The sequence below is a fragment of the Streptomyces sennicomposti genome, assembly GCF_019890635.1.
Lineage (GTDB): Bacteria > Actinomycetota > Actinomycetes > Streptomycetales > Streptomycetaceae > Streptomyces > Streptomyces sennicomposti.
In genome coordinates, this window is record NZ_JAIOAB010000010.1 from 104,709 (window position 1) to 120,238 (window position 15,530).

13 protein-coding genes are annotated in these 15,530 nt (G+C 72.5%); all 13 read left to right on the forward strand.

What is annotated here, in order from left to right; all coding sequences use genetic code 11:
• Positions 1-421: 421 nt before the first annotated feature.
• The 13 genes from K7787_RS08955 (at position 422) to K7787_RS09015 (ending at position 15,511) form a co-directional block, all read left to right on the forward strand.
• Positions 422-2,065 (forward strand): MFS transporter, encoded by a 1,644-nt coding sequence (locus K7787_RS08955; RefSeq protein WP_223001044.1) that lies wholly within the window; start codon positions 422-424, stop codon positions 2,063-2,065.
• Positions 2,066-2,637: 572 nt separating this feature from the next.
• Positions 2,638-3,483 carry an ABC transporter ATP-binding protein gene (locus tag K7787_RS08960; RefSeq protein WP_247720692.1) on the forward strand — a complete coding sequence of 282 codons (846 nt, stop codon included), beginning with the start codon at positions 2,638-2,640 and terminating at the stop codon, positions 3,481-3,483.
• A 24-nt stretch (positions 3,484-3,507) separates the two neighbouring features.
• Positions 3,508-4,290: an SRPBCC domain-containing protein gene (locus tag K7787_RS08965; protein ID WP_223001045.1), complete on the forward strand. Its 783-nt coding sequence runs from the start codon at positions 3,508-3,510 to the stop codon at positions 4,288-4,290.
• Positions 4,287-5,144, forward strand: a complete 858-nt coding sequence (locus tag K7787_RS08970; protein WP_308036314.1) for an HpcH/HpaI aldolase family protein — start codon at positions 4,287-4,289, stop codon at positions 5,142-5,144. The genes K7787_RS08965 and K7787_RS08970 overlap by 4 nt, the downstream gene beginning before the upstream one ends.
• Positions 5,145-5,445: 301 nt before the next feature.
• Positions 5,446-6,501, forward strand: a complete 1,056-nt coding sequence (locus tag K7787_RS08975) for an amidohydrolase family protein (protein ID WP_223001046.1) — start codon at positions 5,446-5,448, stop codon at positions 6,499-6,501.
• Positions 6,498-8,156 (forward strand): thiamine pyrophosphate-binding protein, encoded by a 1,659-nt coding sequence (locus K7787_RS08980; protein WP_223001047.1) that lies wholly within the window; start codon positions 6,498-6,500, stop codon positions 8,154-8,156. Before K7787_RS08975 ends, K7787_RS08980 begins: the two co-directional genes overlap by 4 nt.
• A gap of 23 nt (positions 8,157-8,179) precedes the next feature.
• On the forward strand, positions 8,180-9,103 hold the full coding sequence (locus K7787_RS08985) for a substrate-binding domain-containing protein (RefSeq protein ID WP_223001048.1): 924 nt from the start codon (positions 8,180-8,182) through the stop codon (positions 9,101-9,103).
• A gap of 41 nt (positions 9,104-9,144) precedes the next feature.
• Positions 9,145-10,317, forward strand: a complete 1,173-nt coding sequence (locus K7787_RS08990; RefSeq protein WP_223001049.1) for a DUF3500 domain-containing protein — start codon at positions 9,145-9,147, stop codon at positions 10,315-10,317.
• Positions 10,317-11,186, forward strand: coding sequence for a hypothetical protein (locus K7787_RS08995; protein WP_223001050.1), 870 nt, complete (start codon positions 10,317-10,319; stop codon positions 11,184-11,186). The genes K7787_RS08990 and K7787_RS08995 overlap by 1 nt, the downstream gene beginning before the upstream one ends.
• A 93-nt stretch (positions 11,187-11,279) precedes the next feature.
• Positions 11,280-12,263 carry a PhnD/SsuA/transferrin family substrate-binding protein gene (locus K7787_RS09000; protein WP_247720693.1) on the forward strand — a complete coding sequence of 328 codons (984 nt, stop codon included), beginning with the start codon at positions 11,280-11,282 and terminating at the stop codon, positions 12,261-12,263.
• A gap of 15 nt (positions 12,264-12,278) precedes the next feature.
• Positions 12,279-13,133, forward strand: coding sequence for an amidohydrolase family protein (locus tag K7787_RS09005; RefSeq protein ID WP_223001051.1), 855 nt, complete (start codon positions 12,279-12,281; stop codon positions 13,131-13,133).
• A 75-nt stretch (positions 13,134-13,208) separates the two neighbouring features.
• Positions 13,209-13,895 (forward strand): GntR family transcriptional regulator, encoded by a 687-nt coding sequence (locus K7787_RS09010; RefSeq protein ID WP_164390683.1) that lies wholly within the window; start codon positions 13,209-13,211, stop codon positions 13,893-13,895.
• Positions 13,896-13,921: 26 nt separating this feature from the next.
• Entirely contained in the window at positions 13,922-15,511 is a 1,590-nt protein-coding gene (locus K7787_RS09015; protein ID WP_223001052.1) for a carboxylesterase/lipase family protein, read from the forward strand.
• Positions 15,512-15,530: the final 19 nt, after the last annotated feature.

Sequence of the window (15,530 nt, forward strand, 5' to 3'; positions counted from 1 at the left end):
GCGCGGGCGGGGCCGACGCCGCCGGTCCCGTGGCGCGGCCCCATACCGGCGGCGGGGGAGTCCGATCAATACTCCTGCGGCACTTCGTCCCTCCGCGGGGTTCAGCTAAGCATGCACGCCGGGGAAACCCGGCCGCGCGAGCCGCGGGTATACGTTCCCCCCAGCGGTTCGCCGGGCCGGCTCGTACCGACAGTGATCAGCCGCGTCCTGCGCCCCCGACGCCCCGTCCGACGGACCCTGCGCCCGGCAGCCGCGTGGACGACACGGACCAGACACTCCGTGAGAGGGGCCGGAGGTGAGCGAGCGAGCCGCGGGCACGCGATCAGGGCAGCCGGGCCGTTCCGGCCGCCGCCGAGCGCAGGACGTCTCCGGCCCTGCCGTCCAGCACGTCACCCCGCCCCGTTCCCCGCATTGAGGTGTCATGTCTTCGTTGTCGAAAGCTTCATCCGGGCCGGTTCCGGTCGATTCCAGTGGCGAGAGCGGCGTTTCGCACCGGACGGCGACGCTGGTTCTCGCCTGTGCCGGTGTCTTCATCTCGTATCTGCCGGTGGTCGGTGTGTCGACCTCCATCGGGGTGATACAGCAGGCGCTGGACGCGTCCACGGCCCAACTCCAGTGGATCCTGGACGCCTTCGTCCTACCGACGGCGGCGCTGCTGCTGTCCTTCGGCGTCATCGGCGACCGGTTCGGGCGCAAGAAGGTCTTCCTCACCGGCCTCCTGCTGACCGTTGCCGGCTGTCTGATCGCCCTGACCGCCTCGGGCGCCGTGCAGGTCTGCGTCGGCCAGGCCGTCACCGGCGCGGGCTCGGCGGCCCTGCTGCCCTCGACGCTGGGGCTGGTCGCGCACGTCCACCCCGACCGTGCCCGGCGGGCCAGGGCCATCGCGGTCTGGACGGCCTTCCTGGGCCTGGGACTGACCCTCGGCCCGCTGGTCAACGGCCTGATCCTGAACCATGCCGCCTGGCGCTGGATCTTCCTGCCCTCGGCGATCCTGGGGGCCGTGGTCGCCGTCGCGGGCTTCTTCCTGCTGCGCGACTCGAGGTCCGAGCACATCAGGCATCTGGACGTCCCCGGCCAGATCCTCGCGATCGTCGGCATCACCGGCGTGGTCTACGGCGTGATCGAGGGCGGCGGCACGGCCGGCTGGGGCGACGCCGAGGTGGTCGTCGCCTTCGTGCTCGCGGGGCTGGGGCTGGTCGGCTTCGTCCTGGCCGAACTGCGTTCCAGCAGCCCGATGCTGGACCTGCGCCTGTTCCGTTCCTCCGCGTTCTCCGGCGCCGCGCTGGTCATGACCATCACGCTGTTCGCCCAGGTCGGCCTGGTCTTCGCGCTCAGCGAGTACTTCTCGCTGGTCCACCACGCCTCCGCCTGGAACATCGGTGTGCGGCTCATCGCCGTCAACGGGCTGACCGTCGTCCTGGCTCCCGTGGTCGGCCGGCTGATGAACCGGTTCACCCCGAGCCTGGTGATGCTGGCCGGCCTGGTCGTCTCGGGCGTCGGCGCTCTCCTGGTGACCCTCGTCGAGGCCGACACCGGCACGGGCGAGACCGTCCTGCTCATCGCGGTCATGGGCGTCGGCCTGGCGCTGGCCGTGGCTCCGATCACCACGGTGGCCATGAACAGCCTGCCGCGGCACCTGGCCCCGGTGGCCGGCTCGTCCAACAGCGCCCTCCGGCAGATCGGCAGCGCGCTCGCTCCGGCGGTCTTCGGTGTCGTCCTCACCCACAGGACCCTGTCGTCCCTCGCGGGCCACCTCAGCGCGTCGGGGCTGGGCCAGGCCGACCAGGGCCAGGTCGACGGCATGGTCCACGGCGCGGGCATCCAGGCGGGGGCGTTCCTGCGGCTGTCCGGCGAGCAGTCGACCGAACAGGCCCTCGGGGCGTTCGCCGCGAGTTTCACCGACGCCCTGCACGAGTGCGCCTGGATCGGCGGCATCGGCATGCTGATCGCCGCGATGATCTCGCTCCTCACCATCGGCGTCAAGCGGACCCAGGAGAGCCGGCGCCCGACCGAGGCCACCGCTTCCACCGGCGCGGCCACGCCGCTGTCCGGCCGCGCGGGCTGACCGGGACCCTCGGCGGCGCCACCCCCTGTGGGGCGGCGCCGCCGAGGCCTTCGCGCCGCCGAGGAGGTCACTCGCCGCTCTTGTGGCCGCCCAGAACTCGGACTCACTTTGTCAGACGATCTGTGTCCATCGCGCCATCCGACCGCCTTGAGGAGAGCGGGGCGTCGCGCTGCCCGCGGTGTGCCGGCCGGGGGCGGCGTCAGGGTGAGTCGGGTCCCGGGGGTGGCCGCGCGCTCCGGCCGGCAGGGGCTGTCTGACCGGCCGATCGCAGGCCGTGTGGCCTTATTACAGGGGCTTGCGCCCCCGCCGGACGAGTCGCCCCTCGGCCGCCGGGGAGCGTCCCGCGCTGCGGAGCGCCGAACGGACAAAGCTTCCGCGCGTCAGGTTTTTCGTACGGACTCCTTGCCGGGGTGATTCGTTCGCGTTATGTTCCCTGCAGTTCTTGTCGGACAATCCAGATCCGGAACTTGCTGAACTGAGCCGCCGGCAGGCGGTCTCATCCGTGCGCGCCGCCTCACCCCTGTGGGACAGCGGGGGACACCGCGCCGGTACATCCATCCACCGCACGAACGATGGGTCAGGCCGCCCTGCTCACGGGGCAGGCCGAGGAGACGAAGATGTCGACCAAACAGCGCGCCCCGCACCCCGAAGCCCTCCGCTTCGAGAACGTGACCCTGGAGTTCCCGGGCAGCCACCGACCGGCCATCACGGACGTGTCGTTCCGGATCGGCCGCGGCAAGTGCGTCGCCGTGATCGGCCCCAGCGGCTGCGGGAAGAGCACCCTGCTCAATCTGGCCGCCGGCCTTCTCTCACCGACCCGGGGCACGGTGCGCTTCGGGGGCGAGGAGGTCAAGGCCGTCAACTCGGAAGCCGCGTACGTGACGCAGCAGACGGACCTGCTTCCCTGGCTCAGCGTGAAGGCCAACATCGGCCTCGCCCTGAAGTTCCGCAAGGTCCCGAAGGCGGAACGCGAGGAACGCATCGCGCACTGGATCGACGTCGTCGGGCTCAGGGGATTCGAGAACCACTACCCCCGTGAGCTGTCCGGCGGCATGCGCAAACGCTGCGCGATCGCCAGGGCACTGATCTACGAGCCGTCCATCGTGCTCATGGACGAGCCCTTCGGGCCGCTGGACGCCATCACCCGGCTCAAGCTCCAGCAGGAACTGCTCAACCTGTGGCAGGAGCAGGAGGGCACCCTCGTCTTCGTCACCCACGACCTCAGCGAGGCCCTCTACCTCGCCGACGAGGTGGTCGTGATGTCCGAGGGCCCGGGCACCGTCCGCCGCATCCTCCCCGTCCCCTTCGGGCGCCCCCGCACCATCGGCTCCCTCATCGAGTCGCACGAGTTCTCCGAGCTCTACAACGACCTGTGGAGCCTGTTCAAGTCCGACACGAAGACGGCCGACGCAGCCTAGGGTTCACGAAGCGAGGTCCACCCCTTGATATCCATCGCTGAGAAGATAGACGTGCCGAGCCCGCCGGCACGGGTCTGGGAGATCATCTCCGACCCCGCCGCCGTCGTGTCCTGCATCGGCGGCGCCGAACTGGGCGAGTCACACCCCGACGGCTCCTTCGACGGTCTCCTCGTCGTCAGGTTCGGCGGCATCCGGGTCAGGTTCGCCGCCCGCATCACCCTCGAACTGGACCAGGACCAGCGCGAAGGCCGCCTCACCGCACGCGGCAGGGACGGCCAGGGCGCCACCCGGTTCAGCGGCGAGGCCGTCTTCCAGGTGACCGAGGACCGGGCCGCCGGCGGCACCCAGGTGGCGATGACCGGCGAGATGAACCTCTCCGGCAAGCTCGCCCCGCTCATCGAGTCGGGCGCCGGCGTCGTCGTGTCCAGGATGACGCGGGAGTTCTCCGCGGCCCTCGTCGAACGCTGCGCCCTTCCGGCCGCCGACGCGTCCGGGTCCGCCACGTCGGCCCCCTCGACGTCCCCGGCCACCGCCCACCGGACCGCCGACGCCACCGCCGAGCCCGCCGGCGCCACCGCCCCGGCACCGCGTCCCGGCCTGTGGCAGCGCGTCCGCGCCCGGCTGGCCCGCCTGTTCGGCCGTGGCCGGCGCGGCGAGGACCCGGCCCGGCGCGGCGAGGACCCGGCCCGGCGCGGCGGAGACCCCGCCGGGCGCGGCGAAGGCCCCGTCCCGTCGGCCGGCACCCCGTCCGCGGACACCACCGTGGACAACCCCCTATCCACCTCTTCCCGAGGAGACCGTCCGTGACAGCCCGGCTCAACAAGGTCATCGCCCATCTCGCCGCAGGCCGCCACGTGTTCGCGTCCTTCTCCCCGGCCGACCCGGCTGCCGCCCTCGACTTCGCCACCACCTCCTACGACGCCCTCGTGTTCGAGACGGAGCACAAGCCGTGGGACGCCGTCGCGCTGCGCGACAGCTTCCAGTACCTGCTCGACCGCCGCCAGATCCGGACCTCGGACGAGCCCGGACCCGCCCTCACCCCCCTCGTGCGGATCCCCGTCAACGGGGCGGAGAAGGCGCAGTGGCACGCCAAGCAGGCCCTCGACCTCGGCGCGTTCGGCGTCGTCTGGCCGCACATCTCCACCGTCGACGAGGCCCGCAACGCCGTCGCCGCCTGCCGCTACCCGACGCTGCCGGGGGAGCCCCGCCACGAGCCGGCCGGTCTGCGCGGCGACAGCCCGGGCGCCGCCGCCCGCTTCTGGGGCGTCTCCAACCAGGAGTACTACCGGCGCGCCGGCGTCTGGCCGCTCGACCCCGACGGAGAGATCCTCGTGGCCCTCATGATCGAGGACCAGCAGGGCATCGAGAACCTGCCGCGCATGCTCGACGAGGTGCCCGGCATCGGGCTCGTCATCGTCGGCGAGGGCGACATGAGCCAGGAACTGGGCATCCCGCGTCAGTACGACCATCCGCGGATGCTGGAGTGCAAGCGACGCGTGCTGGACGTCTGCGCCGAGCGCGCGGTCCCCGTGGGGCACCCGCACGTCACCGCCGACAACGTCAAGCAGGTCCTCGACGACGGCTACCGCTTCCTGATGACCGCTCCCGTGCGCACCTACCCCGGCCTGGACCTGGGCCGCTCCCTCACCGCCCGCGCCTGACCGCCGGCCGCGCGGCCTTCCGGACCGGGTCCCCGTCCGCACGACCGGCGCCCCACCGGCCGCCCACCGCGCGCCTCACGCCCGACCGGCCGCCCGACCACCGGCGACGCGCCTGACCATCGGCCGCCCACCACCGGCCGCGCGCCTCACGCCGCCCCCGTCACGGCCCCGACCCGCCCGCACGACCGCCGGCCCCACCCCGCCGAGCGCCCCCCAGCGCCCCCGCCGCGGACCCGGCCCCGCCCCGCCGAGCGTGCGCCCCGGACCGCCGCCGCCCGCACCCTCCCAGCAAGGAGCCCCCATGCTCATCGACTGTCACGGTCACTTCACCACCGCCCCTCCCGCACTCGGCCGATGGCGGGAGAAACAGATACGCGCCTTCGAGGACTCGGGCACACGTGTGTCGCCCGACGAGCTGACCATCGGCGACGACGAGATCAGGACCGCCGTCGAACAGGGCCAGCTGAGGCTCCAGAACGAACGCGGCACCGACGTCACGCTGTTCTCGCCCGGCGCCGGGAAGATGGCCCACCACTACGGCGACGCCCGGACCAGCCTGGACTGGTCCCACGTCGCCAACGACCTGATCGCCCGGGTGTGCGCCCTGTTCCCCGGCAGGTTCGTCGGCGTCTGCCAGCTCCCCCAGTCGCCCGGCGCGGACCTGGAGACGTCCGTGCGGCACAGCGTCGCCGAACTGGAGCGCTGCGTCACGGAGTTCGGCTTCGTCGGCGCGCTGCTGAACCCGGACCCCTCCGACGGCAACTGGCAGGCCCCGCCGGTCACCGACAAGGTGTACTACCCGCTGTACGAGAAGATGGTGGAGCTGGACGTCCCCGCCATGCTGCACGTGGCGATGTCCCGCAACCCCGCCCTCCAGGGCACCTGCGCCCACTACCTGGCCGGCGACACCGCCGTGTTCATGCAGCTGTGCCAGTCGGACCTGTTCCGCGACTTCCCCGGGCTGCGGGTCGTCATCCCGCACGGCGGCGGCGCCGTCCCCTACCACTGGGGCCGCTACCGGGGCGTCATGCAGGACCAGGGACGCCCGCCGCTGGAGGAACTCGTCCTGAACAACGTCCACTTCGACACCTGCGTGTACCACCGGCGCGGCATGCAGCTGCTGACGGACGTCATCCCGGCCCGGAACATCCTGTTCGCCTCCGAGATGATCGGCGCCGTCCGCGGCATCGACCCGGAGACCGGAAGTCCCTTCGACGACACCAAGAGCATCCTCGACTCCGTCACCGGCCTGACCGACGAGGACCGCCGGCTCATCGAGCACGGCAACGCGCTGCGGGTGTTCCCCCGCCTGAAGAACCACAAGAACCTCGCGAACCCGGAGGCCACGAACCGATGAAGGTCTACGAAGCGATGGCCGAGGCGTTCGTCCGGGAAGGCACCCGAGACGTCTTCGGCATGATGGGCGACGCCAACATGCACTGGATGAACGCCCTCGCCCAGCGCGGCGTGCGGCTGTTCGAGGTACGCCACGAGGGCTCCGGTCTCGGCATGGCCGACGGCTGGGCCCGGGCGGCCGGACAGCCCGGCGTCATCACCACGACCAGCGGCCCCGGCGTCTCCCAGCTCGCCACCTCGATGATCGTCGCGGCCCGGGCCCGCACCCCGCTCGTCGCCTTCTGCGGCGAGACCGCCTGGGGCGACAAGGCCGCCGCCCAGTACCTCGACCAGGGGCGCTTCGCCGCCGCCATCGAGTGCGCCTACCTGCACCTCGACCGGGCCGACCAGGCGCAGGAGGTCGTACAGCGCGCCTTCCACCTGGCGAGGACCGAGTCCCGGCCGGTCATGATCAGCGCGCCCATGGACATCCAGACGCACGAGTTCGACGACGCCCTCGACATGCCGTACGTGCCCTCGACCCAACTGATCGACCGGCAGCGGCCGTTGCCCGACCCCGAGCGGATCACGCGCGCCGCCGACATCGTCGGGGCCGGCAAGCGGGTGGTGATCATCGCGGGGCGCGGCGCCCGCCAGGCCGACGCCGGCGAGGGCGTCCTGCGGCTCCAGGAACGTACCGGCGCCCTGCTCGCCACCACACTCCAGGCGAAGAACTGGCTGCGCGGGCGCACCGAGCACCATGTGGGCATCTCCGGCCTGTTCGGCAACCGCGTGGCGATGGAGCTGCTGCAGGAGGCCGACTGCGTCATCGCGGTCGGCGCCAGCCTCAACCACTACACCACCGAGGCCGGTTACCTCTTCCCCGAGGCCAAGTACGTCCAGATCGACACCGCCGAGCACCTCGTCATGGGCAACGGCGCCGCCGCCGACGTCTACGTCCGCGCCGACGCGGTCACCGCACTGGACGCGCTGGAGCGCGAACTCGCCCGCCGCAACGTGCGCAACGAGGGCTTCCACACCGCGGAGGTCCGCCGCCGGCTGTCCGCCCCGCTGGTCGACCCCGCCGACTTCGTACGGGAACCGGGCCGGATCGACCCGCGCGAGGCGATCACCGTGCTGGACGAGGAACTCCCCGGCGAGATCGACCTCGTGCTCGGCAGCGGCCACCAGACCGACTTCGGGACCATGCTCTTCCAGCGCTCCCGCGAGATCGTCTCCAACTACGGCATGTTCGGCGCGATCGGGCAGGCGCCCATGCTGACCATCGGCAAGATCGTCGCCGACGGGGGACGCCCCTCGTTCGTGGTCGAGGGCGACGCCAGCTTCCTCATGCACCTCCCGGAGTTCGAGACCGCCTGCCGGTACGGACTGCCGCTGCTCGCCGTCGTCATGAACGACGAGGGACTGGGCGCCGAGTACCACAAGTCCGCGGCGAAGGGACTGGACCCGGAACTCGCCGTCATCCCGACGCCGGAACTGGGCGCGGTCGCGGTGACCCTCGGCGGGGCCGGCGCGACCGTCCGCACCACCGACGAACTCCGCGCCGCGCTCGCCGAGTTCGTCCGCGAACCCCGCCCCACCGTCATCGACGTCCGGATCAGCCGCAAGGTGCTCAGCCCGCCCTACCGGCGCCTCTGGTACGGCGAGGACGTGTGAGCGGGCCGAGGAGAGGGAGGGCCGTGACCGTGAACAGCTCGACCCCGGCGGGCGGGACGCTGGACGTCCTGCTCGGCAACTACCCGCACACACGTGTGCTCAGGGACGGCACGATTCCCGTCGAGGGCGCCGAGTGCCGCTTCCTGTCGGCCTCCCCGCTGCACTCCGCGTTCCCGCGGATGGCCGGCGGCCTGGAGTTCGACGTGTGCGAGATGCCCGTCGCCACCTATCTGCTGGCCCGGGACGCGGGTGTGCCCCTCACCCTGCTCCCGGCGGTGCTGATCGGCGCCACCCACCACCACTCGCTGACCCGGCTGCCCGACGGCCCCGAGCTGGACGTACGGCGGCTCGCCGGCCACCGGATCGGGGTGCGTTCCTACGGCCAGACCACCGGACTGTGGGTGCGGGGCATCCTGCGCGAGGACTACGGCGTCGAGGCGTCGGACGTCACCTGGGTCACCACCGAGGACGCGCACGTGGCGAGTTACGTGAACCCGCCGAACGTCGAGCGGTCCACCGCCGGCGGCGTAGCGGCCCTGCTGCGCGCCGGGGACGTGGCCGCGGCGGTCCTCGGCCCGCGCGCCATCGGCGTCCAGGGCGTCCCCCTGGTCCCCGTGATCAAGGACGCGGAGCACGCGGCACAGGCCTGGACGGAACGGCACGGCACCGTGCCCGCGAACCATCTGCTGGTCGTCCGCGACGACGTCCTGCGCACCCGGCGCGACGAGGTCACCGCCTTGTTCCGGGCGCTCGCCCGGGGCATCGACGCGACCGCGGCCGAACGGGACCTCGCCACCCCGGCGGGCCGGGCCGTCACCGCCGGCTGGAGCGACTCCCTCGCCCGCTGCCTGGAGATCGCGGCCCGCTACGCCCTGGAGCAGAAGCTCGTCCGCACCCCCGTCGACCTGGCGCGCATCCAGAAGGACGCGGCGTTCCTCGAAGGCTGAACGGACCACCCACACCCGACCACGAGAAAGGAGGAGACGCGATGAACGGCGAGCACGACGCGGAGCTGCGGGTACGGCCCTCGGCCCCCACCCGCGAACCGGAGGTCTGGACACCCGAACTCCAGGCCAAGGTCGACTGGCGCCGAGAAGCCGCCGACGAACCGCTGCGCGGGGTGGTCACGTCCGACGGACCGGTCCCGGGCCTGTACCCGCTGACCGGAACCGGCGTCGACACCACCCGCATCCGGGAGGCGGCCGCCGCCTACCTGCGCGCCCTGACCCCCAACGAACTCCACGCCGCGCGCTTCCCGATGCGGGACGTGACCTGGCGGCACTGGAACAACGGCGCACGCTACTTCCTGCGCCACGGCCTGCTCCTGGAGGATCTCGACGACGTCAAGCGACGGCTCGCCCTGGACCTGGTCCGGGCCTCGCTCAGCGAGGCCGGATACCGGCAGGTGATCGACCTGATGCGGCTCAACCTGACCATCGGGGAGATCCGCGGCGAGACCGACATGCTCAACGAGTGGCTGTACTGGTTCAGCGTGTACGGAGACCCGCTCGGCGACGGCCCGTTCGGCTGGCAGCTCGACGGCCACCACGTGAACGTCAACTGCGCCCTGGTCGAGGACCACATGGTGCTCACCCCGACCTTCCTGGGCGCCGAACCGGTGGTCGCCCACGGCGGGAAGTTCGCCGGGACGACCGCGTTCCGCGCCGAGGAGACCGCGGGACAGGAACTGTTCGCGGGACTGTCGGCGCCCCAGCGGGCCCGGGCGACGATCGCCGACGAACTGCCGGACGAACTGCATGTGGGCGCCTTCCGGGACAACTGGGAGCTGGACTACGCCGGCCTCCCGCTGAGCGAGCTGACCGGTGACCGGCGGCGCTCGGCCCTCGAACTGATCGCCCTGTACACCGACCGGGCCAACCCCGGGCACGCCAAGGTCCGGATGGACGAGGTCCTGGCACACGCGGGCGACACCTGGTTCGGGTGGGTCGGGGACCCCGACGGCGTCTTCTACTACCGCCTGCACAGCCCGGTGATCCTGGTCGAGTTCGAGCACATGCCCGGCGTGATGTACGCCAACGACCACCCCACCCGCCGGCACATCCACACCATCGTGCGCACCCCGAACGGGGGCGACTACGGCGCCGACCTGCTGCGCCAGCACCACGCACGGCACCCCCACAACGGACCGAGGAGAAAATGATGAGGGTGGTACTGGGTCGCGACGACCTGGCCGCGGCGGCCGGGACGGCCGTCGAGGAGACCGGGACGCCGTTCGAGCGGGCGGCCGTCAGGCCGGTCCACAAGGCCTCCCGCGGTTTCGTCGACGGCACCGGCCCCGACCTGTGCGAACTCGCCGTCGTCACCCTGCTGCAGGCGGTCGCGCAGGGCCGCGAGGTGCTGCTGCTCCCCGTCACCGCTCTCGGCCGGGACCAGCACCAGACACTGGTCACCCTGGGCCGGCTCACGGTCGAGGACATCGAGGGCCGCAGCGTCGGCGTACGCGCCTGGAGCCAGACCACCGGTGTCTGGGTGCGCGGCTTCCTGACCGAGCAGTACGGCGTCGACCTGCGCAAGATCGACTGGCGGACCTACGAGGGCGCCCACGTCGACGGCTGCGACGACCCGTCCTGGGTCACCCGCGCCCCCGAAGGCGCCAAGCTGCCCGCCGACTTCCTCGACGGACGCGTCGACTTCGGGATCATGGGCAACGAACTGCCCGCCGACGACCGCATCCGCACCGCCATCGCCGACGCCCGCGAGGCGGCCGCCCAGTGGGCGGCGAGCACCGGCTTCACACCCGTCAACCACGTCATCGGCATCACCGAGAGCGCGGCCCGGGAGCACGCCCCGGCCGTCCTCGCCGCCTTCGACGCGATGCGCGCGGCGGCGGCCGCCGCGCCGACCGCCGCGATCGACCCGGTCGGCTTCGCGGGCCTGCGCGGCCCGTTCACCAGGGCCGCCGCCTACGCCCTGGAGCAGGAAGTCATCCCGAGGGCCGTGGAGTTCGACGAGATCGTCGACCGCACCTGCGCGGCCCTCGGCGTCCCCGCGGCCCGCCTCGGCGGCTGACCCCGCCGGACCCCCCGACCCGCCCCGCCCCGGCGGCCCGACGCGCCGGGGCGGGGCGGCCCCACCCACCCGATGAGAGACGAAAGGCAGGAAATGGAGAAGCTCTCCACCGTCCTCGGCGACTATCCGCATGTGCGGGCGCTGACCGGCAACACCGCCGCCGTGACCGGCTACCGGATCGAGGAGGTCCAGGTCAGGCCCGTCATCGGCGCCTACCGGCGGATGATCCGCGACCTGGAGTTCGACGTGTGCGAACTGGCGCCCGTCTCCTACCTGATGGCCCGCCAGGCCGGCGTCCCCCTCACCGCGGTCCCCGTCTTCCTCAACCGCCGCTTCCACCACGGCGACATCCAGTGCGGCGCCCGCTCCGGCATCCGGGCGCCGCGCGACCTGGAGGGTCGCCGGGTCGGCGTGCGCGCCTACTCGGTCAGCACCGGCGTCTGGGCGCGCGGCGTCCTCACCGAGGAGTACGGCGTCGACATCGACAAGATCACCTGGGTGGTCGACGACGACGACCACGTCGAGGGACGCGTACCGCCCAACGTGGAACGCGTCACCGACGGCCGCTCGCTCGGCGAACTGCTGCGCGCCGGAGAGATCGACGCCGCCTTCACCGGCAACGCCGGCACCGGCCGGGCCGGAGCCCCGCGCAGCGGCTGGACCGCGACGGACGGACCCCGGGCCGACGACGGCGACGCCCCCTACCCGCTGTTCCCCGAGGCGGACGTCCTCGCCCGCGACCACCACCTGCGCACCGGCGTCTACCCGCTGCACTCCCTCATCACGCTGCGCACGGACCTCGTCGACCGCGACCCGTCCCTGCCCACCGCCCTGTACGCCGCGTTCGCCGAGGCCAAGCGGCGGCAGACGGCCGCCGACCCGGACTGGACCGAGCTGCCCAGGTTCGCCCGGCAGGCCGGCCAGACCGGCGGCGACCCCGTGCCCTACGGCATCGCCGCCAACGAGCCCAGCCTCGCCGCCCTCGTCCGCCACTCCCGCGACCAGGGACTGCTGGACGCGGGATTCCCCGACGACATCCGCGCGCTGTTCGCCGACGGCGACTACCCCGACGCCTGACAGGAGCGAGGAACCATGGACATCATCGACACGCACTGCCACGTCATCGCCGACGACCGGGAGCGCTACCCGTGGTCGCCCATCGGCGGCAAGGCGTCGGCCTGGGCCGCCTCCCGGCCGGTCACCGCCGAGGGCATGATCGCCCACATGGACGAGACGGGCATCCAGCGGTCCGTCCTCGTCCAGGCCACCACCGCCTACGGCTACGACAACTCCTACGTCCTCGACAGCCGCGCCGCCCACCCGGACCGGTTCATCGCCGTCGGCACCTTCGACCCGCTCGCCCCCGACGCCCCGGCGCGGCTGGCCGCGGCCGTCTCGGGGCGGGGACTCGCGGGCGTACGGCTGTTCACCAGCGGCAGCACCGTACCCACCCAGGGCGAATGGTTCGCCGCTCCCGAGTCCTACGCCTTCTGGGAGGCCGCGACCGAACTGGACGTCACCGTGTGTCTGCAGATGCGGCTCGGCCCCGCCACCCGGCAGCTCACGGAACTGCTGGAGCGGTACCCCGGCGTCCGGGTGCTCCTGGACCACATCGGCTACCCCGACATCGCGGCCGGCCCCGCCCGGGCCGGCAAGGAGGTCGCGCAGCTCGCCGCCCACCCGAACCTGTACCTGAAGCTCACCCACCGCAATCTCGAACCGCTGCGGGCGGTGGGGGAGGAGGCGATCGAGTTCCTCACCCCGGTGGTGGACGCCTTCGGCGCCGGGCGGCGCATCGCCTGGGGCTCCAACCTCCCGGCGGCCGAGCAGTCCCTGACCGAACTGGTCGATCTGGCCCGGACGGTGCTGGCGCCGCTGCCCGGGACGGCGCGTCGGGAGATCTTCGCGGGAACCGCGCGGCGCCTGTATCCGGCACTGGCCGGGTAGGGGGCTGACCTGCCATGCAGTCGGCCACGCTTCCCGCCCCGGCTTCCCACCCCACGCAACGGAAGGGCGGTCCAGGTGGACCACGACGGCGACATGACCGGGGCGCGGACATCGGGCACCCGGCAGAGCCAGGCGTACGAGGGACTTCGCGCGCTGCTGCTGTCGGGCAGCGTCCCGCCCGGCGCCCGGCTGACCGAGGCGGACCTCACCAGGATGTTCGACGTGTCCCGCAGCACCATGCGTTCCGCGCTGGTGCGGCTGACCCAGGAGGGCTACGTCACCAGCGAGGTCAACCGCGGGGTGCGGACCCGGAGTTTCTCCGTGGAGGAGGCGGCGGACATCCTGGAGGCCCGCGAGACGCTGGAGTCGGCGCTCGCCGGCAAGGCGGCACAGCGCGCCACCGCCGAGGAGATCGAGGAGATGCGCCGCACCCTCCAGGCCATGGAGGAGTCCAAGGCCCGCGGCGACCAGGAGGCCTACTCGCGCGGCAACCGCAGCTTCCACCAGCAGGTCAAGCTCGCCGCGCACCAGGCGACCCTGGCCCGCGCCTACGACACCCTGCTCTACCCGCTGGTGATGCGGCAGTACCGCAACCTCTCCGCGCAGCACCCCAGATCGGGGTCGCTGGAGGAACACCAGGCCATCCTTCTCGCCATCGTCACACGCAACCCGGACGCGGCCGTCGCGGCGATGCGCCATCACGTCGGCTCCGCCCGCAGGGCGCTGCTGCTGGACAAGTCCCCGGTGCCTCCGGTCCTGTGACCGGCGGCCGGGGCGGGCAGGACCACATGCGTCACGTCGTGGACACCGAGGCGGGCTCCGTCGAGGGAGTCGTGTGCCAGGACCGCTCGGTGACCGTCTTCCGGGGCATCCCCTACGCCGCGCCGCCGGTCGGCGAACGGCGCTGGCGGGCCCCCGAGCCTCCGCCGCGCTGGGCGGGGGTCCGCCGGGCCGACCGGTTCGGTCCGATGTGCCCCCAGGCGCCCACCGACGCGGCGGCCACCGGTGTCGACGTGCCGATGAGCGAGGACTGCCTGACCCTGAACATCTGGACCGGCGCCGCGTCCACCGCGGAGCTGCGCCCGGTCCTCGTGTGGATCTACGGCGGCGGCTTCCGCGCGGGCACCGGAGCACATCCGCGCTACGACGGCGAGAACCTGGCGCGCAAGGGACTCGTGGTCGTCACCCTCAACTACCGTCTGGGCGCCTTCGGTTTCCTCGCCACCGGCGAGTTGAGCGAGGAGTCCGCACACGGAACGTCCGGCAACTACGGGCTGCTCGACTGTATTGCGGCCCTGCGCTGGGTGCGTGACAATGTGGCGGGCTTCGGCGGCGACCCGGACCGGGTCACCGTCGCCGGCCAGTCCGCGGGGGCGGGCATGGTCAACTTCCTGGCCATGTCCCCGCTCGCCAAGGGACTCTTCCACCGGGCCGTGGCCCAGAGCCACGCCCGGTACGCGAGAGACCCCGAACTGCGCTACCTCTCCACCTCCTACCGCCTTCCCGCCGACGCCGAACAGGCGGGAGAGCGCTACGCGAGGGCGCACGGCGCCCGCACGGTGCGCCGGCTGCGGGCTCTGCACTGGAGCAAGCTGGTCGACGGGCACCATCCCGTCGACACGGCCGTGGAGACCGGCGGCCCGGCGGGACCCCCGCTCTTCCGGCCGGTCGTCGACGGGTGGGCGATCCCGGCCGGCTACGACGAGACGTACACCCGGGGCGGCCAGAACGACGTCGACTACCTCACCGGCAACAACCTGGACGAGAGCGGCGCCGTACCGCAGACGGCGGTCGCCGCGCTGCGGGCCGGCCGCCGCACCCCCCGCCCCGGATCGCCGCCGGTCCATGTGACGCTCCAGGAGCATGTGGAGGCGGCGCACCGCAAGTTCGGGCAGCTGGCCGGCGAATTCCTGCGCCTGTACCCGGCGACGACGGACGACGAGGCCGCCGCGGCCGCCTCCCGGGCCGCACGCGACAACTCCCGTCTGTCGACCCACCTGTGGGGCAGGGACTGGAGCCGGCACACCACCCGCGGCCTGCACACGTATCACTGGACCCACCGCGCCCCGGCGCCGGGCGGCGGTCCGAGACGTGCCTGGCACGGCTCCGAGATCGACTACGTCTTCCACAACCCGCCCGGCGGCACGGCGTCGTGGACCGAGCAGGACCACGACATCGCCGAGACCCTCTCCTCCTACTGGATCAACTTCGCCGCCACCGGCGACCCCAACGGCGGCGGTCTGCCCCGCTGGCCCGCGTTCGACCCCGACGCCGGCACGGTCATGGAACTCGGCGCACGTTTTCGCCCCATCCCTGTCGCGGACCCGCGGCGCACCGATTTCTGGACCCGCTTCTTCGACACCCAACAGGCCTGGTGAACAGGTGAACAAAGGAGTT